Source organism: Edaphobacter sp. 12200R-103 (assembly GCF_010093025.1).
GTDB lineage: Bacteria > Acidobacteriota > Terriglobia > Terriglobales > Acidobacteriaceae > Edaphobacter.
Genome location: NZ_CP048114.1, coordinates 4,269,313 through 4,290,256 on the forward strand (window position 1 = coordinate 4,269,313; position 20,944 = coordinate 4,290,256).

General features: G+C 58.0%; 20 protein-coding genes. 11 read left to right on the forward strand and 9 right to left on the reverse strand.

Annotated features, from left to right (window positions below):
- Positions 1 to 79 precede the first annotated feature (79 nt).
- The 4 genes from GWR55_RS17760 to mpl are packed head-to-tail and all read left to right on the forward strand — an operon-like array spanning position 80 to position 3,958.
- On the forward strand, positions 80 to 736 hold the full coding sequence (locus GWR55_RS17760; protein WP_238398508.1) for an MgtC/SapB family protein: 657 nt from the start codon (positions 80 to 82) through the stop codon (positions 734 to 736).
- A gap of 6 nt (positions 737 to 742) precedes the next feature.
- The gene (gene dapF, locus GWR55_RS17765) at positions 743 to 1,546 is read left to right on the forward strand and encodes a diaminopimelate epimerase (RefSeq protein WP_162403444.1); all 804 of its coding nucleotides are present in this window, start codon (positions 743 to 745) and stop codon (positions 1,544 to 1,546) included.
- Positions 1,543 to 2,493 carry an LD-carboxypeptidase gene (locus GWR55_RS17770; protein WP_238398509.1) on the forward strand — a complete coding sequence of 317 codons (951 nt, stop codon included), beginning with the start codon at positions 1,543 to 1,545 and terminating at the stop codon, positions 2,491 to 2,493. The genes dapF and GWR55_RS17770 overlap by 4 nt, the downstream gene beginning before the upstream one ends.
- A 16-nt stretch (positions 2,494 to 2,509) precedes the next feature.
- A complete protein-coding gene (gene mpl, locus GWR55_RS17775) occupies positions 2,510 to 3,958 on the forward strand; it encodes a UDP-N-acetylmuramate:L-alanyl-gamma-D-glutamyl-meso-diaminopimelate ligase (protein ID WP_162403446.1) in 1,449 nt (482 codons plus the stop codon).
- Between the two features lie 169 nt (positions 3,959 to 4,127).
- Here the strand turns inward: mpl and GWR55_RS17780 are convergent, their stop codons facing one another.
- From GWR55_RS17780 to GWR55_RS17800, 5 genes are all read right to left on the reverse strand, one after another.
- Entirely contained in the window at positions 4,128 to 5,465 is a 1,338-nt protein-coding gene (locus tag GWR55_RS17780; RefSeq protein WP_162403447.1) for a transporter, read from the reverse strand.
- Between the two features lie 24 nt (positions 5,466 to 5,489).
- Entirely contained in the window at positions 5,490 to 6,188 is a 699-nt protein-coding gene (locus GWR55_RS17785; RefSeq protein ID WP_162403448.1) for a C39 family peptidase, read from the reverse strand.
- The gene (locus tag GWR55_RS17790; protein WP_162403449.1) at positions 6,188 to 6,631 is read right to left on the reverse strand and encodes a hypothetical protein; all 444 of its coding nucleotides are present in this window, start codon (positions 6,629 to 6,631) and stop codon (positions 6,188 to 6,190) included. Before GWR55_RS17790 ends, GWR55_RS17785 begins: the two co-directional genes overlap by 1 nt.
- An 89-nt stretch (positions 6,632 to 6,720) precedes the next feature.
- Complete coding sequence (locus tag GWR55_RS17795) at positions 6,721 to 8,544, reverse strand: hypothetical protein (protein WP_162403450.1); 1,824 nt, start codon at positions 8,542 to 8,544, stop codon at positions 6,721 to 6,723.
- Between the two features lie 453 nt (positions 8,545 to 8,997).
- Positions 8,998 to 9,606: a hypothetical protein gene (locus GWR55_RS17800; protein ID WP_162403451.1), complete on the reverse strand. Its 609-nt coding sequence runs from the start codon at positions 9,604 to 9,606 to the stop codon at positions 8,998 to 9,000.
- Between the two features lie 37 nt (positions 9,607 to 9,643).
- On the opposite strand from GWR55_RS17800, the gene GWR55_RS17805 reads away from it, so the two are divergent.
- Positions 9,644 to 10,408, forward strand: a complete 765-nt coding sequence (locus tag GWR55_RS17805; protein WP_162403452.1) for an ABC transporter ATP-binding protein — start codon at positions 9,644 to 9,646, stop codon at positions 10,406 to 10,408.
- Positions 10,409 to 10,444: 36 nt separating this feature from the next.
- Entirely contained in the window at positions 10,445 to 11,080 is a 636-nt protein-coding gene (locus GWR55_RS17810) for a DUF2007 domain-containing protein (RefSeq protein WP_162403453.1), read from the forward strand.
- A gap of 4 nt (positions 11,081 to 11,084) precedes the next feature.
- Here GWR55_RS17810 and GWR55_RS17815 read toward each other — a convergent pair whose 3' ends face one another.
- Complete coding sequence (locus tag GWR55_RS17815; protein ID WP_162403454.1) at positions 11,085 to 13,052, reverse strand: M1 family metallopeptidase; 1,968 nt, start codon at positions 13,050 to 13,052, stop codon at positions 11,085 to 11,087.
- Positions 13,053 to 13,194: 142 nt separating this feature from the next.
- Here GWR55_RS17815 and GWR55_RS17820 point away from each other — a divergent pair, with 142 nt between their 5' ends.
- Both GWR55_RS17820 and GWR55_RS17825 read left to right on the forward strand, forming a co-directional pair.
- Positions 13,195 to 14,079: a magnesium transporter CorA family protein gene (locus GWR55_RS17820; RefSeq protein WP_162403455.1), complete on the forward strand. Its 885-nt coding sequence runs from the start codon at positions 13,195 to 13,197 to the stop codon at positions 14,077 to 14,079.
- Between the two features lie 112 nt (positions 14,080 to 14,191).
- On the forward strand, positions 14,192 to 14,467 hold the full coding sequence (locus GWR55_RS17825; RefSeq protein WP_162403456.1) for a hypothetical protein: 276 nt from the start codon (positions 14,192 to 14,194) through the stop codon (positions 14,465 to 14,467).
- 35 nt (positions 14,468 to 14,502) lie between these two features.
- Here GWR55_RS17825 and GWR55_RS17830 read toward each other — a convergent pair whose 3' ends face one another.
- Genes GWR55_RS17830 through GWR55_RS17840 form a run of 3 tightly spaced genes read right to left on the reverse strand, consistent with a single transcriptional unit; the run spans position 14,503 to position 16,651 of the window.
- Complete coding sequence (locus GWR55_RS17830; protein WP_162403457.1) at positions 14,503 to 15,423, reverse strand: bestrophin family protein; 921 nt, start codon at positions 15,421 to 15,423, stop codon at positions 14,503 to 14,505.
- Positions 15,420 to 16,070 carry a carbonic anhydrase gene (locus tag GWR55_RS17835; RefSeq protein ID WP_162403458.1) on the reverse strand — a complete coding sequence of 217 codons (651 nt, stop codon included), beginning with the start codon at positions 16,068 to 16,070 and terminating at the stop codon, positions 15,420 to 15,422. The genes GWR55_RS17830 and GWR55_RS17835 overlap by 4 nt, the downstream gene beginning before the upstream one ends.
- An 8-nt stretch (positions 16,071 to 16,078) precedes the next feature.
- A complete protein-coding gene (locus GWR55_RS17840; RefSeq protein WP_162403459.1) occupies positions 16,079 to 16,651 on the reverse strand; it encodes a thioredoxin family protein in 573 nt (190 codons plus the stop codon).
- Between the two features lie 63 nt (positions 16,652 to 16,714).
- Here GWR55_RS17840 and GWR55_RS17845 point away from each other — a divergent pair, with 63 nt between their 5' ends.
- From GWR55_RS17845 to GWR55_RS17855, 3 genes are all read left to right on the forward strand, one after another.
- On the forward strand, positions 16,715 to 17,002 hold the full coding sequence (locus tag GWR55_RS17845) for a Dabb family protein (protein ID WP_162403460.1): 288 nt from the start codon (positions 16,715 to 16,717) through the stop codon (positions 17,000 to 17,002).
- Between the two features lie 10 nt (positions 17,003 to 17,012).
- Positions 17,013 to 17,513, forward strand: a complete 501-nt coding sequence (locus GWR55_RS17850) for an HNH endonuclease (protein ID WP_238398510.1) — start codon at positions 17,013 to 17,015, stop codon at positions 17,511 to 17,513.
- 139 nt (positions 17,514 to 17,652) lie between these two features.
- The gene (locus GWR55_RS17855; protein WP_162400427.1) at positions 17,653 to 20,910 is read left to right on the forward strand and encodes a hypothetical protein; all 3,258 of its coding nucleotides are present in this window, start codon (positions 17,653 to 17,655) and stop codon (positions 20,908 to 20,910) included.
- The last annotated feature ends 34 nt before the right edge of the window (positions 20,911 to 20,944 follow it).

Here is a 20,944-nt window from a genome sequence, read left to right on the forward strand (position 1 = left end):
ACAGGCCAAGGTGCTACCATCTGTCGCAGGTAAGATGCTCGTTCCCCAGTTTCATTTCAGCCAGATCGATCAGGAATTAATGTCCACAGGCACTACGGCGCGTCTGCTGACAGCATGCGTTCTGGGCGGCATGATCGGTCTTGAGCGAGAGTTGCGGCACAAGGCAGCCGGTTTGCGAACGAACCTTCTGCTATGTCTCGGCTGTGCATTTTTTACGATGCTTTCGGCTGTGCTTGCTGGGGATGCGAACCCGGATAAAGGTCGCGTCGCCTCCAATATCGTGCAGGGGATCGGGTTTCTGGGAGCGGGAATCATTTTGCACACGCGGGATCGTGTGCTCGGCCTCACGAGCGCGGCAACGGTCTTTGTGGTCGCCTCCGTTGGCATGGCGTGCGGGGCCGGCCTCTATCTTGAGGCTGTGCTTGCGACCTTCATTACTCTGATCGCGCTGGCGGTGGTGGGTTATGTGGAATCTAAAGCACTCTGGAAGCACACGAGCATGCTTTATGAGGTTCGCGGAACGGATCGCAAGGCCATGTATGTCTGTGTGCTCAGTGTGCTCGATCGCATGGGAATTCCCCTGAAGACTCCGCAGCACGAGAGCATACAGGGCTTCGAAAGGATGATGTTTGCAGTTCAGACGACGCGGAGGCGCCACGCGGAGTTGCTCAGTGAGCTTCGCAGCAGTGGAACAACCGATCAGGTTGTAGTCTCCCGCGATTCTGAGGAAGAATAGAGAGCGATGATTCCCTTTGTAAAAGCACATGCATGCGGTAACGATTTTCTGATTCTGGAGGAGGCCGTCGCCGCGCGGCAGCATGCGGCACTGGCCCGTAAGCTCTGCAGCCGTAACACGAGTATCGGCGCCGATGGAATCGAATTCCTGGAGCGGAGGCCGAATGGAGAGTTTTTTCTTCGCCTCTTCAACGCCGATGGCAGTGAGGCGGAACTCTCCGGCAATGGAACGCGCTGCGTCGCCGCGTGGCTTGCGAGCTCTGAGGGCAGGGACCAGGTCGTCTTCGGCACGCACGGCGGGCCGAGAAGCTGCCGGGTAGTCGAGGATGCCGATCCGCTTTATCTGGTCGAGAGCGAGATGGGGGTTCCCCGCGTGATGGAGCGCACGATCGAGATTCCGGAGATCGGACAGGTCGCAGGCGCGATGGTCAATGTCGGAAATCCACACTTTGTGATCTTCGTGGAATCGGAGGACTTCAGCTCTCATGGACTCTCCTGGCAGGAGCTGGGAGGCCACATCAGCGTTAGTTCTTTGTTTCCCCACGGCACCAATGTTGAGTTTGTGAAAGTTCTCTCCGGCGGAGAGATCGCATTCCGGATCTTCGAGCGCGGATGCGGGCCCACAACCTCGTCAGGGACGGGAACATGCGCGTCTTCGGCTGCAGCTATGGCGCTCAGGGGAGTCGATCGTGAGCTGAAGGCGGTTGCCGAAGGCGGTGCGCAGCGGACCGTATGGCTGAGCAGCGAAGAGGTGATGCGGTTGACCGGGCCGGCGGAGATTATCTGCCACGGAGAGGTCTTCGGCCTGTGACGCAGGTTGTCCGGAACTTTCTTCGGCCGCGCCCTCTGCGGGCAGGTGCGACGCTCGGCGTGATCTCGCCGGCCAGCACGCCGAAGCGCGACCTGGTGGAGAGGGGGCTGGCGGAGCTGGAGGCGGCGGGTTACCAGATCAAGCTGGGAAGATATGCCTTTGGCGGCGGGCCGCTGTACTATGCAGGGACGCTCGCTGAGCGGCTGGAGGATCTGCACGCCGCGTTCGCCGACGATACGATCGACGGCATCATCTGCACTCGCGGTGGCTGGGGATCGGCCGAGCTTCTGGCTCATCTTGATGCTGACCTTATCCGCGCAAATCCCAAGGCATTTATCGGTTACAGCGATCACACGTCGCTGCATACGTGGCTTCAGAATGAGATCGGCCTGATGAGCTTCTACGCTCCGATGGTGGCGGCTGACTTTGCGCGCGACGGAGGAGTTGACCGGTCGAGCTGGAAGAACACCTTTGAGGGAGCAAGCGAATGGACGCTCGATGCCGGTGATGGCTTGCGCATCCTGCAACCCGGAGTTGCAGAGGGAAACCTGCTGGGAGGATGCATCTCGATTCTGACGGCCGGCCTGGGAACACCTTACGCTCCCCAGCTTGGAGAAAGCATTCTGTTTCTGGAAGATATCGGGACCAAGCCCTACCAGTGGGACAGGATGCTTCTGCACCTGCGCTACTCAAGCAGGTTGGAAGACGTGCGCGGCATCGTCTTCGGAGACATGGCACAATGCGTCCCGCAGGAAGAGCAGGATCTTCTCGAGAGAGCGATTCTGCATGGCCTGAGAGGATTTCCCGGACCGGTTGCTATCGGCCTCCGCAGCGGTCATGTCGATGGAGCCAATCGTACGCTCCCGCTCGGAGCTTCGGTGCGACTTGATCTTACGAATAGCAGAAATCCGTCACTGAGCTTCCTTGAGCCTGCGGTTTCGGTTTAGTCTTTCACTTGGTGCAATGGGGAAACACGTCTATCTGATTGGAATCTGCGGCACGGCGATGGCCTCGCTGGCCGGAATGCTGAAGCAGCAGGGCTACGAGGTTACTGGCTCGGACGTTGCGGCATATCCGCCGATGAGCGATCTTTTGCGCGAACTTGGTATTACGGTCCATGAGCCGTATGCGGAGCGCAACCTCGATCGCCGCCCTGATCTGGTAATCGTCGGCAACGCAATCTCGCGCGGCAACGTGGAGCTGGAGCGAGTGATGGACGAGCGCATCCCATTTACCTCGATGGCATCGGTGCTGCACGATGAGTTTCTTGTGAGCCGGCAGCCGCTGGTGGTGGCAGGAACGCACGGGAAGACCACCACGACCAGCATGCTGGCATGGATCTTTGAGACCGCTGCCCAGAACAACCCTGAATTTGCTCCCTCGTTCCTGATCGGTGGCGTCGCGGAGAACTTCGGAACCAGCTTCCGGGTTCGCCCGACGATGCCCTTCATCCTCGAAGGAGATGAGTACGATACAGCGTTTTTCGATAAAGGGCCGAAGTTTCTGCACTACTTCCCTGATTCAGCGATCCTGACACATGTCGAGTTTGATCATGCCGACATCTACGCAGATCTTGAGGCGGTAAAGACAGCCTTCAAACGGTTCGTCAACCTGGTACCGCGGCGCGGACGGCTGGTTGCGTATGATGCGAGCGAGAACGTCACCGAGTGCGTCGCCAAAGCCTTTTGCAAGGTGGAGCGTTACGGCCTTCGTGAGGATTCGTACTGGCGAATCTCTGACTTGCGCCACGAGGGAACTTCGACTCGCTGGACGCTGTGGCGCGCAGGGGAACGGTTCGCCGAGCTGACCCTGCCGCTGGCCGGAGAGTACAACGCTCTGAACGCAACAGCGGCTGCAGCACTCTCCTCGGGCCAGGGAGTTTCGGTCGAGGCGATTGCAAAGGCGTTGGCGACCTTCCACAGTGTAAAGCGGCGGCTGGAGGTGAAAGCCGTGACGGAGGGCGTCACGATCATCGATGACTTCGCGCACCATCCAACGGCGATTCGCGAGACCCTGCGGGCGTTGCGGGAGAGCAGACCCAGGCAGCGGCTGATCGCGGTGCTCGAGCCACGTTCCAATACGCTGCGCCGGAATGTCTTCGAAGGGTCTCTGGTCGACAGCCTTGCGTTGGCGGACCGGGTAGTGATTGCAGGTGTCTTCAAGTCGGAGAGTATTCCTACCGCAGAGCGCCTCGATCCCGGCCATGTGGTTCAGGGCCTTTTGAGCCGTGGCATTTCTGCAGCGGTCTACCAGGATGCAGATGCGATTGTGGCGGCGCTTGCGCCGGAGCTGCGAAGCGGAGACGTTGTGGTGATTCTGTCCAACGGTGGATTCGGCGGAATCTATCAGAAGCTGCCTCGCGCCATTACTGAGGCAGCCGTGGCAACCCGCGTCGCTATGCAATTTAGCTGATACAGAGATCTGCGCAATCCTTTCCGGTTAAAGTCCCAGAGGTGTCATCCTGAGCGAAGCTACTCGCGGCCTTATCGCGCTGGCGCGCTACGCTCAGGATGACACTCCCGGAAAGGCTTTGGAAAACTGGCTAGCAATTATCCGCTGCTGTCCTCTTCAACCCACTCCTTTAATGAACCGTGTTCCGAGGATGCCAGAGAGCTCGCCTTATCGGAAGACCGACGGAGAATTGCAGGTTTGGGGTGTCCGGGGTCAGACCTACGCCAAAGCTTAGATCGATGGTTCTGCCGGGAGCATAGAGATAAGAGGCTCCTAGCCGCAGAGACCCTTCCACCAGGAACGAAGCCGGGATGGTCTTCCCGTTCAGCGTCGTTGCGCGCGTAAACCGCTGGTCCCAGCCAATCGTCATCGAGGTCTCAGGATTGAGCGAGAGAATGGATCCGAGCTGGAATCCTACAGAATCGCCTGGATTGAAGTGACCGGGGATCATCAGGCCGGGATTGTCAGGATCGTTCGCCGGAACGGAGTGCGTTCCATCGAGATTCGCCGTATAGGAGAAGTTGCCGAACATGACGATCGGATCATTGGATTTGGCTGCCGTAAGGTTTCCCTGAACGGCATAGAAGCCTGTTCCCAATGCGGTCTGGCTGCTGTTCAGGTTGAAGCTGTCGATTCCGGTCGTGGTCTTGAAGCGCACATTGGCCAGCAGGTCCGGAATGTTGCCATGCTCAAGCGCCAGCTGACGTGACAGCCCGAAGGTAATGTCGCCCAGCCCAAAGGTACTCTGATTCGTCTGTGTGTTGTTGACGTCCACGGTCCGGTTCAACTGGTACCCATACGGAATATAGGTGTCGAACTGCAGCTTGTGCGGAAGACCGAGACGCGCCGAGAAAGTGGGGAGCAGAAGATCCTTGCGGACCCGCTGCGAAGCGATGTCGCCAACCACCAGCACCGGCAGGATCGCAAATCCATCGATATTGATCCGGTCCGTGGTAGAGCTGAAGTAGGAGGTCGTGTTGTCGAGCTCGACCGTGCCCGGAGGCAGCAGCAGGCCGCCGCGAACGATGAGTGCCTGGTCGAGCGCCTGGCTCGCCTGACGCTCTTCCGCGTCGTAACCAGCGTTGGTCACTACGGAGGTTACGGCCGCGGAGGCTCCCACACGCGGAGCAGGAGCGGCCGGAGCCGACGAAGAAACGGCAGATACAGGCTTATTGACGAGATCTTTCGGTGAGGTGGTGAAGCCGCCATTGACTCTCCACTCCAGCTCCTGCACCCTCTCAAGCAGGTTGCGAATAACGGCGTCTCGCTCCCGCAGAGCATCGTTCAGTCTCTGGTTGACCGCGGCCAGCAGAGACTCCTGCTGCGACATCGGCATTGTCTGATTTGCCGTTTGCTGATGCGTCTGTTGCTGAGGCGAAGCGCTGTGTTCCTGGGCCTGCATGGCCGAGGTTAACCAGAGAAGGCAGCAAAGAAGAGGTGCGACATCGTACGGCTTGAATTTCGTCATGTGCATCGATCTGGCCTTTTGGTGTCAGTAGAGGTAGTTCGGAGGAATCGCGACGCCGATCTCGCGCTGAATGGTGGTTTCGTCCGGGATGGTGCGAGAGGCGATGGTAGGGTGCTTTTCGGTCAGCATCAGATCGGTCGGTGGATGGACGATGAAGACGATTCCCTCTTTCCACAGCCTCTGGAAGCGGTCGACCTTCATGGTCAGGTTGCCGAAGCCTGGATCGGCGATGATCACCCTGCCGTTGACGATCCTGTGCACGACGATGAAGTGATCGAACCCCTTCAGACGAATAGGAACGATGACAGACGTCTTCTGTGAAGCCAGCTCTTCGAGAGACATGCCGGCGTAACCTTCTGCGTGATAGCCGCGTGCCTGGGCAAAGCGCTTCAGGTCGAGCAGGGAGAATCCGCCGCGCGCGCGAACCTTGACGGGATCGACGCGATGCAGAATCCATACGACGATGGCCGTCTCGGGAGTGTTGTCTTTGAACTCGTAGGTAAGGAGGGTGCTCAGGGCCGCTGCTCCGCAGCTCATGTCCCACTTCTGTCGCACGACACCTTCGCCGCGAATCTCTTTCAGGCTGCGAATTCTTTTGCCAGCCTGCTCATCTGCGTTCTCCCCGGTTTGGGAGAACGCAGATGCTGTGACTACCAGAACGCTCGCCAGGGTCAGGGCGAGCGTTCTGAACCAGAGCCGGAACCGGGCAGCAGGAAGGAACATCAAGGTCTTCCATTCAGATTGGACTGCGTCAGTGTCGACACAGTGGAGTTGATGTTTACGTTGAGATTCAGCAGCACGTTGATCTTCGAGTTCACGGCATTGATGTTTACCAGAGAACTGAGATTCTGCTGGGCATTGCCGTTCAGGCTGAGCGTTCCCATCGTGTTGCCGGCGAGGGGTCCGCTCTGAAGAGCCAGAGAGCCTGTGCTCGAGACCAGACCGTTGGGCGTAGGTGTCTGGCCTGCAAAGCGAACGACGCCCTCAGAGATTCCCGCCGTCACGCTGCCGGCAGTCACCTGGTCGAGAGCGGCGTCGCTGAGAGGCTTCGCCTTCGTCACGGTTTTGTTGTGAGCCTTGGGGGCCGGCGGCGTTTGAGCACCTGCAACCGCCAGTCCCGCTGAACTCAGCACTGCCAGAGTTGCCATCACAAGAATTCGTTGCATACCTTGCTCCCGTGAAGGAGGAGGCCCGGCGTCTGCAAAGGGGGCCGGAGCGAAAGGCACCGGACCCAAGGTAGACGCCGAACGGTCCTCTAGCGAACCTGGCTGATGGTGTTGGACTGGTTGATGGTCGGGGCGGAGTTCATGTTGGACGTACGTGCAACGTTGACTCCGTTGGAGACCATGCCGCCCGCCGCATTGACGATGTTCAGCGCCTTTGCATTCTGCATGGCGCTGTCGGCAAGCGCGACGGTGTAGTTGTTGGTTGCTGTTACCGTCGAGCCATCGACCGCGACATACTTTCCGCTGGCGGAGTCGAAGGCGACGGCGCCCTGCTTGTCGTAGGTCAGGTCAAGCGACTGTACGGTGTGGTTGGAGTACGACTTCGATTTGTTGCTCGATACGCTGGCAGCCAGGCTGGAGCTGTTGCTCTCGCTCGCCGCAAGGGAGTCGCTGGTCGAGTTGCTGGCATTCAGGCTTGCATTCTTCGCCGAAGACTTGCTCGCGCTCAAGGACGCATTCTCCGACTGGCTTGCATCCAGCGACGCCGACTTGCTGGACGACTTGCTGGCCGCTGCATTCAGAGAGTTGGAGCTGCTCGAAGACTTGCTGGCTGCAGCATCGAGCGAGTTGGAGTTTGAAGCCGACTTGCTGGCTGCGGCATCCAGCGAGTTGGAGTTCGACGCCGACTTGCTGGCCGAAGCGTCCAATGCAGCGCTCGCCGAGTTGGATTTGCTGGCTGACAGGCTCTTGTCGGAAGAGCTGCTGTTGTTGGACGCAGAGTTCGAGGCCGAGTTGGAGGTATTCGAAGCCGTATTGGCCGTCGTGTTGCTGCCGTTGGTCGCCGAACCGTCGGAAGCCGACATATCATGCGCTGTCGTTCCGTTGGAGGCAGAGGTATTGCTTCCGCTGGTGCCACTGTTGTTGTACGCGGTGTTGCCCGTATTGGTGGCAGAGCCATCCGGACCCGAGGAGACGGAGTTCGAGGTGCTGTTGGTGTTCTGCGTCGCATTGGCAGTGCCGGCATTGGACGCGGAGGAATTATCGGCAGCGGAGTTCGTCTTCGATGCGCTTGCGTTCAGCGCGGAATTCGAGCTGAGGGATCCGTTTGCCGATAGAGAGGCATTAGCGCTCTTCGAGGATGAAGCATTCGTGGAGAGCGAACGATTTGCACTCTTCGAGGAAGAAGAATCGGTAGACAGCGAAGCATTTGCATTCTTCGAGGCCGAGTTGGTGGTCGCCAGCGAAGCGCTGGAGTTCTTGGACGAGGTTGCGTCCGTCGAAAGCGAGGAAGACTTGCTCGCGCTCGTGGTCAGAGAGGCATCATGCGTATTGCTGTAGGTGGTTGCCAGGCTGTTGGTCTTCGTATGGTCGACGTTCAGGCTCTTGTTATTGCTGTTGGACGTCTGCAGCGATCCATTGAACGTGTCGGTGCTGGATGCGCTCTTGGTGACGTCCGAGGAAGTTGTCGCGGTCAGAGACACATTGGGGTCCCGCGAGTAGCCCGAGATGGATCCCATCTGCGCGCTGCTCTGCGTGACATCGTTGCTCTGGCTGACGTCTGCACCGCCATTGCTGGCTGGCGACGACATCGTGCCGCTGTAGACGTTGACACCATTGCCGACCAGCGCATCGGAGGAGTTGACGATATTTACTCCCGAAGCTCCGTTCAAAGAGCTTCCGCCCAGACTCACAGATCCCGTGTTATTGACGGTGGCGGTGGAATTGTTGGCCGCGACAGCGGTATTCTCCTCGCCGGCTGCAGTGACCTTGTCCATCTGGTTGTCACGAAGCGCGCGGGTCTTGCTCTGCTTCTTTTCGTTCTTGTTTGAGGAGTTGTTCGAATGGTTGCTCTGGGCGTATGCCTGTCCAGAGACGACTAAGGCTGTAACTAAAGCAGTTGCGATCGTTTTCACTTCGTCCTCCACAACGGGTTAGGGTTTGAAAGTGCTCGCCGTCGGCACAGTGTGTCCTGTGGTAGCGGCCAATTTTGACGTAAGGCTTCCTGTTCGCTCATGAACAGGAGCGACCGTCGACGTCGTTGTTTTGGTCCCGGGTGGCCCAGAGAGAAGCTACGTGTCCCGTGCCCTTCAGAAGGCGACAGAACGAAGCCTTGGAGAGGGCGAAGTAAAAGGCCCTATTCGTATATTTGGAAGTCGGCTCCACATCACATTCAGACCAATGCGCGCGGATAAGGCCCATGTAATACGTCCTCGCTCTAATGCAATCTGCATACCAAAAAATCCAGGCCTAAACACAATGCGATTTGGGGCCCTCAGAGAACTTATCCGCAAGGATTTGCATGGAAAGTGAAATCCGAAAGTGAATCCAGGGCAGGAGAGGGAGCTTCCACCGTTGTTCCGGGGATTCTATTGGTCGAGAGACAGGTAGGCGGGGCCATGAAAGATGCTGCCAGTATCCCCAAGCAGGAGAAGATAAGGAAGATTGTGATCGTGCGTCAAAACAAGGCGCAGTCCCTCAGCGGAGGGCCCAACTTTGAAGACCGGGGTAGTGAGGACCGTCTGCCGCGGCCCAACGGGTGTCGAGAGACGCACCCCCTCCAGCCCTGATGCCTCATCCCAGCGGCGTCCGCGGGCATCCACCATGTACAGCTTCAAATGAGCGTCGCTGGAATTCCTTTTGTCGGAGTGATTGGTAATGCGGACATAAACCTTTACGATCCGCTCTCCCCGGTTGCCAAGATATCCTGGGACGGTCTCGGTCCGGACGACCGAAAAGCAAAGGGAATCGAAGCAGTAGTCCCGGCCGGGCAGCACGACGCGCGGTTTGGCCGTCAGGGAGACGGACAGCAGGATACCTATATAGATAATCCAGATTGCCGCGATCCATCCAAGGTTCTTGCGCCCCTGGAAGCGTTCGCCGCGCCGGAAGGAGATGGTTACCCCGATGGCGCCCAATGCGGTCCAGCCCAGCAGGGCGTACAGCAAAAGCCTGGCAAACCCCGCCCCTATCCCCATGCAGCTGTCCCAGTCACGATAGACTTAAGGGTAACTCATGGCGACTACATCTTCCTCCTCCTTGGACAGGACAGCCACCAAGTCCCCGATCATCGCTGCTGACCACCTCGGCAAAACGTATCGCTCCGGCAAGCTGGAGGTTCCCGCCCTGCGCGACGTCAGCTTTACTGCGGCTCCGGGGGAGTTTGTGGCCATTGTGGGGCCATCCGGTTCGGGCAAATCGACCCTGTTTTACATCCTTGGAGGGCTTACCAACGCCACGTCGGGCTCGCTGTTCATCGATGGCGCCGAGTTTTCAAAGATGTCGGATATCGAGCGGACGCGTATGCGGCGGGCCAAGATCGGGTTTGTCTTTCAGCGATTTAACCTGTTGCCGACGCTTAGCGCCCTGGGAAACGTCGAGATCGCGCACGACATCGCTAATCTGGGCGCCGAAACGAGGAAGCCGCTCGACCGTGGGCTGCTGGACCATCTGGCGGACCTGATGGGCATCAGGGGGAGACTGGAACATCGTCCCAGCGAACTTTCAGGAGGAGAACAGCAGCGTGTGGCCATCGCCCGCGCCCTGATCTCTCGTCCGGCAATTGTGCTGGCGGACGAGCCTACGGGAAATCTGGATACGCAGAATTCCGACGCTGTCCTGGAGATGCTTCGCCGCTCCAGCCGCGAGTTGAACCAGACAGTCCTGATGATCACTCATAATCCTGAGGCCGCCCAGATCGCCGACCGCATCATTCACATGCGCGACGGCCAGATCAAATCCATTGAACAGGGCAGGGGAATAGTCGTCCACGAAGATTAGGGGTCTTCCCCAATTACAGTGCTATGATCCTTGGGCATGGATGGTCAGGATTTTCGAGGTTTTTATCGTTCACTTCCGGACTCCGAGCTGCTGTCGATCTCTGAGGACTGGCAGTTTTTAGTCGATGATGCGAAATCGGCTCTTCTCGCAGAGTTAGAACGACGCGGAATCGAGTTCCATGAGCCTCCGCCTCGATTGAAAGACTCCGACGATTCATCTCTTCCGTATCTGGATCTTGTTACTATTCGCCGGTATCGCGATCTCTCAGAGGCAATCGTTGCTCGAGGTGTTGTTGAATCCGCTGGTATTTACTGTTTTCTCAAGGATGAAAATCTCGTAAGGCTTGACTGGCAGATCTCGAACCTGATTGGCGGCATCAGCCTTCAGGTTTCCCGATCAGATGCAGAAGCCGCTGAGAGAATCCTTGAGGAACCCACTCCCGAGACCATCTCGCTGCCCGATCAATCGCTCTTCGAGCAGCCGCATTGTCCTCACTGTGACTCCATCGACATCATTTGGGAGCGGCGGGGCAGAAAGGCTGCCCTATTGTCGCTCTATCTCTTCTCGCTTCCTGCACCTCGCGGTTCTGAATCGTGGCACTGCAACGACTGTGGTCTACGATGGACTGAAGAAGACGATCCCGCACAGGCCGTAACTCAAATGGAAGAATAGTCGCTTACTTGGCCGATTTTGTGTTGTTGCTGCGATCGTCGTCCGGAAGCTTGTGGTCCGGATCGATCGTGACGGAAGCGATTGGCTTTTTGTCGTCGGAAGACCACACGTACTCGCCCTTGTTCAGCCATGTCTCCCATGGCAGGCGGAAGCGCTCAGAAGTGCCATCCTTGAACTTCACCTCAACCGTTGCTGGAAGCACGAGTTGCTGTTTATTGAGGATGGTCATCGTGGCGCCGTCGATCTTCTTGACCGCGAGATCGAACCTCCAGTTATTCTCGTACCAGCCGCGCCAGAACCAGCCCAGGTCTTCGCCGCCTTCGCTCTGCATGGCGCGGAAGAAGTCCGAGGGTGAGGGATGTTTGAAGGCCCAGTCGCGGATGTACTTGCGGAAGGCCCAGTCGAAGCGTTCCGGCCCCAGGATCTCGTCGCGCAGCAGAACCATGCCATAGGCTCCCTTGAAGTAGCTGACCGGGTGCCCAATCTGTGCGGTGTAACCGTCGGCAGGGAAGAGGACAGGAGGAGCGGCAGGGTTGTCGATCACCTTGAGGATCATTTCCGAAGGCTCGCCCCCGGCGGAGTACTCGCTGTCGCGCTTGGGGCCGTACTTGCCTCCGGCGTACTCGTCGGATTCGAAGATGTCGATGAAGGTGTTGAAGCCTTCGTCCATAAAGGCGTTCCGGCGCTCATTGGACCCGACGATCATCGGGAACCAGTCGTGGCCGATCTCATGTGCCGTCACCCAGAAAAGGAACGCACCTTTGTCGGAAATTCCATCGAAGACGATGCCCGGGTACTCCATGCCGGTGGAGAAGCCGGCGACGTTGGTCGCGGCAGGATAAGGATAGGGATACCAGCGCTTCGAGAAGTTCTCAATCGAGTTCTTCACGTACTCAGTCGATTTGGTCCAGGCGTCGTCGCCCACGCTCTCACGCGGATAGACGCTCATGGCCAGCGATTTCTTTCCTTCAGGCAGGTTGATCTTCGCGGCGTCCCACACGAACGTAGGAGAGGCGCTGAAGGCGACGTCGCGGGTGCGGTCCATGTGGAAGTGCCAGGTCAGCGTGCCATCCTGCTTCGGTCGGCTGGCTGGCGTGCCCACCTCTTCGGGCTTGATGATGTAGACGGTGGCATCGCTGCTCTTCGCCTGCTCCAACCGTGACACTTCCGACGGGGTCAGAACCTCCTTTGGGTTTACCAGCTCGCCCGATCCCGCGACGATGAAGCTCGAAGGCACGGTGACGTAGTAGTCGAAGTTGCCATACTCCAGGTAGAACTCGCTGCCGAGGTAGGGCAGGGTGTCCCATCCGCGAAGATCGTCATAGACGCACATGCGTGGATACCACTGCGCCATATCGTAGATCTCGCCCTCTTTGGCCTTGCCCCAGGAGGTGCGGTCGCCCCAGACACCGGGGATCTTGTAGTGGTACTTGATATGAATCTTCAACTGCCCGCCTTTGGGTTTCAACGGCTCGGCCAGGCGAACCTGCATACGCGTGTCGGAGATGATGTAGTCGGCTTGGGTGCGCTGCTTGCCGGACTCGATCTCGACCGAGTCGAAGATGTAGCCGTCGGAAGATGGGTGGGGGCTGCTCTCTTCCGGTGAGTGGCTAATTCCATTCGCCAGGCGCGAGCGCGAGTCCTTGCGATAGATATTCTGCTCGACGTGCAGCCAGAGGCTGGTGAGCGTGTCCGGGCTGTTGTTCGTGTAGGTGATAGTCTCGGTGGCGGCCAGTTGCTTAGTCTGTACGTCAATGACGGGATGCAGGTCATAGTCGGCCTCGTTCTGCCAGTACTCCGGCCCAGGAGCGCCATTGCCGGAGCGGTAAGCGTTGACAGGGTCGGGCATGGTAAAGGGAGCGAAGGTCCTGACCGGATCGTAGGCAGATGCAGACGTTGAATCGGTCTGCCCGTAAGCGAACGACACGGCGGCTGCAAGGAGAAACAGGAAGGCATGGCGACGATGCAGCATCAGGATCGTTCCTCATCTCGGATGGGGGAGTAGTTTCTTTTAACTGCAATATACGTGGAAATCGATACCATGAACGCAGTCTCGATGGCGACGATATTCATCGTTCCGGCATCGAAATCGAACAGGAGCTAAAGGTTCTCTCATGCCGTGGTACCAACTCGATGACCCGCACGACCCGCGACTGGATGAACTGGCGCGCCGATACAACCTTCACCCCCTGCATATTGAAGATGCCCGCAGCGAAGATGAGAGCGTCAAGGTAGACTCTGGAGCCAACTATACCTTTGCTGTCTTCAAACCGATTTATCTTCAGCCCGATCCCGATGCCCCGGCGGAGAAGATGCCAACCTTCAGCACGATTGATGTCTTTGCCGGGAAAGACTTCCTCGTCACCATCATCGACCCGGTATGTCCGGCGACGGAGGAGGCCCTGGAACGGGCGCGGCGCGACGGCGACGATGAGCATCCGGGGCGGCTGCTGTACCTGATTCTCGACACCATCGTCGACCGCTACTTTGCCGCCATCGACTACTTTGACGACCGCATTGACAAGCTGGAGGACGCGGTCTTCGACAATCCCTCGCCTGATATCCTTGCACAGGTCTTCGCCATTAAGCGTGAACTGATCGAACTGCGTCGCGTCCTGGTCAACACGCGCGACGCCTGCCTGCATCTGCAGCGCGATCCGAACAGCATCATCGATAGCGAGCACCAGCTTTACATCCGGGACACCTACGATCATGTCGCCCGTTTGTTGGATTCTGTAGAGACGCAGCGTGATCTGCTGAACAACTCGCTCGATATCTACCTCAGCTCCGTGGCGAACCGCACCAACGAGGTGATGAAGGTCCTGACAGTGCTAGGTACCATTGCTCTTCCGGCGCTTGCTATCTCCGGAATCTACGGCATGAACCTGAAGGGACTTCCCTTTGAAACCTCACCTCATGGAGCGCTCTTTGTCGGCTTTCTGACTATCGTCTGTACCGGATTAGTGCTTTATGTTCTCCGTCGCATGCGATGGTTTTGACGTTGTGTAGAGGCATGGAAGATCATTTCGGCGGAAATTCAAAAATAGTCGATTTACACACCTACGCGTATCCCGGCGGAAGCATCTCTCTTAGAAAGGGAGATGAATCACAATGACTGATTACCGCGTATCGAAAGGCGAGGCTCGAGAAGATCAGGTCACCGCCGCCATTGAGAAAGTAACCTCACAGGTGCCCTCCAGCGCTTATCTGGCTGCCGCGCTTGCATCCATGATCGCGTCACTTACCTTCAAAGCCTCGAAAAAGGATCACGCTGCCCTATTTGTCGGTCAGTGGGCGGCGCCATTTCTTCTTATGGGGATCTATAACAAGCTGGTGAAGCTGCACGGGTCTGACGCAACAGCGGGTGGGGCTCCTCTGCAGAGCTGAGCATCCCACAACACCTAGATCGCGCCGTTCAGGGCTTACCACAGAATATCTTTGACAGGGGTAATGGCTTCCGGCAAGTCGGTTTCGCCAAGCATCTGGCGCAGATTGATCTCTATCGTGCGGGTGATCGACGTCAGTGGAATGTCGTAGATACTGTTGTCGAAGGGATCTTCGAGGTCGCGACCGATCTTATCCAGCGCTAGAAAGATAAAGCCTACGAGCGCAGATCCAAGTGGGGTGAACCATCCCATACTCGCTCCCATGGCGAGCGGAAGGACAATACAGAAGATCTGCACGCAAAGCTGCGGCAGATAGTCGTAGAGGCGCGGCATGGGGGTGTTCTTGATACGCTCCGCTCCTCCTTGCGCATCGACAAGATCGTTCAGGCTCTCGTCCATAGCGCGCCACTGCATGCTGTCGATCCACCCGCGACTGAGGGCGTCGCACAGAATGGCGGTCTGCCACTGTTGGATGGCGACGGGGATATTCTTCTCTTTCCGCAGCCGGGTTATCTCCTCCGAAGAGAGAAAAGACTCGATCTCGCTCCAGGGCTCAAGTCTTCGCAGGTGCTGCCGCAGAGCATGCGCCCAGGCAACCTGATAGTAGATCAGTTTCTTTTTTATCGCTTCGGCCTCTCCGGGTTCAGCATCCGTGGGCCTTCGCATCGTCATCGTGACCTGGCGGCCCCAGCTTCGCGAGTTGTTTACGATGGACCCCCATAACGTTCGCGACTCCCACCATCGCGCATACGAAGTCGTATTGCGAAACACCACGAGGATGCTGACAACGGAACCTAACAGAGAGACCGGAATCTGATTAAGCGCAGCCCAATGCAGATAACCGGCCTTGTATGCGGCGACGACCGCAATGTCATAGACCAACAGAACGACCAGCGGCCAGCCGATATATCTCACAGTGAGCAGCATGAGCCGCCGGCGGTTTTGGGGAGCGATCATCCGTTATGGCTTTCCTGGCGGACAGGATGAAACTCGCGCTCGCCATTTTCGGCGATACGTACCTGGCCGGCACCAATGTCATACACCCATCCGGACAGGGTCAACTCCTTTCGGGCGATCGCTCCGGCAACCGAGGGGTGCGTTCTAAGATGCTGGAGCTGCAAAAGCACATTCTCCTCTGTCAGCCGCTTCAGCCGGTCCAGGGGTGATTCGTTCGCAGGCGCAAGCGAATCGGTCACATTCATGGCGGCCTCCGCATTGCGCATCCAGTTCTTTACGCTGCCCAGACTCTCAAGGCTCCCCGGATCCAGCAGGGCCTTCATTGCGCCACAGTCGCTGTGCCCGCAGATAGCGACATGCTTTACCTTCAGCGCACTCACGGCATATTCGATTACGGCGCTCACACCTCCCAGCATCTCGCCATAGGCGGGGACGAGGTTGCCGATGTTGCGTGTCACAAAGATCTCGCCGGGCCCTGACTGCGTAATCAGCTCCGGATCAATCCGCGAATCAGCGCAGGTGACGATCAGCGTGGAAGGTTGTTGTGGCTCACTGACAGCCTTCTTGTATTTCTCTGCATTCGGCGGATAAATCTCATTCTGAAAATGCAGAATGCCGGCCTTCAGCTCTTCAAGAACCTGATCCATACCTTCTCCTATTCCTTCCACTTGATATTGCAGCCGATCGCAAATTTCTGGTTGGGATCAGGCCGTTTGCCTGTGATCACGGCATCGATGGCGGCGCGGAGGTCCTTGCCGGTCACCGGAATATCATTACCAATGTCGCCGCGCTTTGGGCGGCTGTCATCCAGCTGGCCGCGATACGCCAGTTTCATCTCGCCGTCGAAGAGAAAAAGATCGGGAGTGCAGGCAGCCTGATATTCGCGCGCTGCTTCCTGTGTCTCGTCGTAAAGATAGGGGAAACGGAACCCGAGTCGCTCCGCCTGCTTCTTCATCTCTTCTGGAGCATCCTGGGGATGACTCGTAATGTCGTTGGAGCTGATGGCCACAATTCCGATCTGACCTTCGTAGTCCTTGGCGATTCTGGCCAACTCCTCCTCAACATGTTTCACATAAGGGCAGTGGACACAGATAAACATCACCAAGAGACCCTTTCGATCCGCCGCGACATCATCGCGCCCTACCGCCTTACCGGTCACTACGTCCGGCAGCTCAAAGGCAGGAGCCACCGTTCCCAGCTCCACCATCGTCGACTGTGTTCTCGCCATATCCTTCTCCCACGCAGAATCTTCGTCGAACCATTCTAAGCGGTGCAGGTTAAACTACACCGTATGATCGTCCATACATTTCTCTTTCGTTGGAAACCAGGAGTTGAGGAAGCTCAGAAACAGCGTGCTGTTGAGGAGATCAAGGACCTGCAGGGGCAGATTCCCGGTCTTGAGGAGACGCTCGTCGGAACCAACATCTCGCCCCGCTCGCAGGGTTACGAGCTCGGAGGCGTCATGAAGTTCTCCGATCGAGCCAGCTACGAAGCGTATAACGATCATCCCGTGCACCAGAAGCTGCTGACCTGGCTGATGCCTCTGATCGAGCCGGTTGAAGTCGACTTCGAAGCCTGAGACCCGGCGCATGAACATTGCCATGCTCCCTTCACGCACATTAGCGGGCGGCCATGCCCGCCGCGAGGATCTTCTCAGAGGACCGAATGGCCTGCCGCTCTGCCGCTGGTGCCAGCTTGAGATCCTCGCCAAACGCCGGCGCACCTTCTGCAGCGACTACTGCGTGCACCAGTGGCGTCTCCGAACCAGCCCCGGTTATCTGCGCGATCAGGTCTTTGCGCGAGACCGCGGACGCTGTGCTCTCTGCAGGATCGACACCCTGGCTGCATATGCTGCGCTGAAACGCGCCCGGGGCGCTGCGCACGAAGCCGGCTTGCGACTCTATGGGATGAAGCGTATCTCCAGCCGTCGCAGTCTTTGGGAGGCGGACCACATCGTTCCCGTTGCAGAAGGAGGCGGACAATGCGATCTCGATAACATCCGAACGCTTTGCCTGCTATGTCATCGCTCCGCAACGTTGGAGCTTCGAGAGAGACTGCGTTCGCGCATAAAGTCATCTGCGGGAGAATAATTCCAAAACTAAGTTCCTCATCACGATTCTTCTGTGCAGTAGCGGAAACGCTCTGCTATGGTGTCTTCGTCTTCTGGGCTCATGATTTCTGGCCAGAGATAATCATCTCCGGCCACATTCTCTTTTCAGGGAACTCCCCATGGCAGACGCAGGCAAGCACATTTTTGATCCACGCCTTCTTAAGGAGGCGGAGCTTCGCGACGGCGCAGCGGAGGCCTACTGCCAGCGCCTGGCAGAGCAGATCCAATCACACCACGCCTCGCTTGCCACGCCAGAGGCGAAGGCATCCTTTCGCGACTCCTGGCGCGCTGCGCTCCAGATGACCATTCCGGAGCTGGAGACGATGGATCTCCGGACGATGGTTGGGTTGCTGCATCGCAGGCCTAAGGCGCAGGCTCGTCTCGCGACCCTTACCGACTACCCTCCCAGTAAATGGCTGCTCGAACAGGAGCTCATAGCCCAGGGGCACTGGCCGCCGCCGGATCCGGCGAAGGATGCCTATGCGGTTGCCGATGAGCTGCACCTGACGGGTATTTGCTTCTCCGGAGGAGGTATTCGGAGCGCGACATTCAATCTGGGAATCCTGCAAGGGCTTGCCGCCAATGAGAGGCTGAATTCATTTGACTATCTCTCCACCGTCTCCGGAGGGGGATACATTCATCAGTTTCTGGCATCCTGGATCTCCTGCGAGACTGTCGAGAAGGTCAAAGAGCAGCTGCAGCCTCTGCCCGGCCCTCCCTCGCAACGAATCTTCTGGCCGGAACCACTGCGCTGGCTGCGCCGCTACTCCAATTACCTTACGCCGCGTGTGGGGCTCTTCAGCGCCGATACCTGGGTCGCCTTTGCCATCTGGCTGCGCAACACCTTTCTCAACCAGATTGTGCTCGTCGCTTCCATCATGCTGGTAATGCTGCTGCCGCACTTTTATCTCAGCTCGCGCGGCCGTGCAGCGCATTTTCTTCTCGATCGTGGAATGTTCGCGGCGTCCGTAATCCTCGCGGGTTTTCTCTTTTCGTCGGCCATCATCTGCTTCAAGCAGTTCATCCACCCTCCTGCGGACCATTGCCATCCGGTGGAAGAGACCGGGTTTGGCCAGGCAGGCGTTCTTTGGCTGGTCTTTGCGCCTGTGCTGATCTCGGTTTTTGTCGCCTGTCCTTACCTTTACCGGTCATCGTTCTGGGCGGGGAATCCGCTGCCTCAGCGCACGCCCCATACTGCGGTCGGCATGCGCCACTGGAGAAGTACTCAGCAGGTCATTCGCACCATCGATTGGCCGGAAAACACAGGCATTGTTCCGGCCAGCACACGGGTATACATCAGTCATCTGCATCGGCTGACGCAGAAAACCGAAGAGCCGCGTAGTGTGACCACAGCGTCGCTCAACAAGCCTAAGCTTCCTCCGCCGGGCGAACCGGATGCGATGAACAATCTCCACGCATGGCAATCGGCTTACTCCTTCCGCTGGTGGAAGCCCCTGACCGCCTTCGACGATGACACTTCCACGTCGTGGGTCTTTACTTCCATGCTGGCTGGCATCGCTCTTCTGATACTCGCTGCAGCCCGGGCGATTCCTCAGAACTGGCGGCGCCTCATCGTTCTGCTTGGAATGGCCGGCGCCGTAGGTTGCGGTTACGTTCTCATCAACCTCTCCCGCCTTGTCATCTTCGTCACGTCGTTCTTTCTTCCCCTTGAAGACGTGACGCGTGCAGCGATTCCTTTGCTGCCGTGGCTTGGCCTGACTATCGTCTTCGTCTCGATCGAAATTGCCGGAGGCCTGGTCGGTAACCTCGTCGACGACTCTGTTCGCGAATGGTTCGCACGGCTGCGGGCCTGGAGCTTCCTCTTCGGCCTGCTTTGGTTCACGCTGACGGCAAGCTCGCTGCTTGGTCCGGCTCTGGTTTCGTGGCTGTTTCATGTGGCCCACATCGGTAAACCGCTCTGGCTCGGCTGGATCGGGACCACCCTGGCCAGCGTGCTTGCCGGCAAAAGTTCCTTCATCAGCGGCACAGCCAAAGACCAAAACTCGAAGTCGGCACTCGCCTTGAATGCTCTGACGCTCGTTGGCCCTCCGGTCTTCATCGCCGGTCTGGTCCTTACGCTCTCCTGGGTTATCGAAAAGGCTCTCGAGACGATCAAGTCTCAGCTTGGCGATCAGATTCTTCCACACTCGGACTTCTTTGCCCTGCTTGCATTGCTGGCAATTACGGCTCTCCTCTTCGGCTGGCGGATCGACGTCAATGAGTTTTCGCTGCACTCCTTTTATCGCGATCGCATTGCGCGCTGTTATGCGGGCGCCAGCAATCCCGACCGCCGCCCAAACCGTTTTACCGGATTTGCCGGGAGTGACAAGCGCCTGCGGTTGATTGATCTTCTGCCCGCGCGCTTCAATAACGCTGCACTCAATAAGTTATGGGCGCACGTCTGCGGACCTGATCTCTGTACGCTCGATCCGCAGCCGCCCACCTACCAGGGGCCATTCCCGATCTTCTGCACAACCCTGAACCTCTCCTTCGGACAGGACCTGGCTTATCAGGAGCGCAAGGGCGCAGCCTTCGCCTTTACGCCGCTTTATTGCGGTTACGATGTGGGCTGGACGGAGACCGACACGGATCGCGTGCAGTTCAACGGCTACGCTCCTACGCGCAGCTTCGCGTATGAAGATGGAGGTCCGCGCATGGCCACTGCGGTCGCTACCTCAGGAGCTGCCATGAGCCCCAACTGGGGTTTTCATTCCAGCCCCACGATGGCTTTTCTGCTTACCATCTTCAACGTGCGGCTCGGCCTTTGGATTCGCAATCCCCGGCACAAACGTTTTCGCCTGCGTGGGCGTCACAGCAATCCTTCCTCGCCATGGTTTGGCCTCTTCTACCTGCTGGCAGAGCTCTTCGGCCTGGTCAACGACGAGGCCGCCTTTGTCTATCTGACCGACGGCGGGCACTTCGAAAATATGGGACTCTACGAGCTGGTCCGACGCCACTGTACGACCATCATCATCTGCGACGCCGAGCAGGACGGCGACCTCTCCTTTCAGGGCATCGGCATGGCCATTCGTAAATGCCGTATCGACCACGGGGCCGAGATCGACCTCGACCTCTCCCAACTTGACCCTGCCGGCACCTCTCAGGTGAGCCCCGTCTGCGCAATCGGGGGGACGATCCGCTACTCCAATGGAACCGTCGGGCAGGTCCTCTATATCAAGTCCGTCTACACCGCCGATCTTCCTCCCGACCTGGTGAACTTCCACAAGGAGAACCCTACCTTCCCCAACACCTCGACGGTCGACCAGTGGTTTAGCGAGTCCCAGTTTGAGAGCTACCGCCGCCTCGGTCAGGAGTATGCCTCCTCCGCGCGCGTTCGTACCTGGATGGACCGGCATCTTCCCGTACGTCCCGCCTGACCAGCTTTCCACAGATCTGTAGCTGACCTACAAC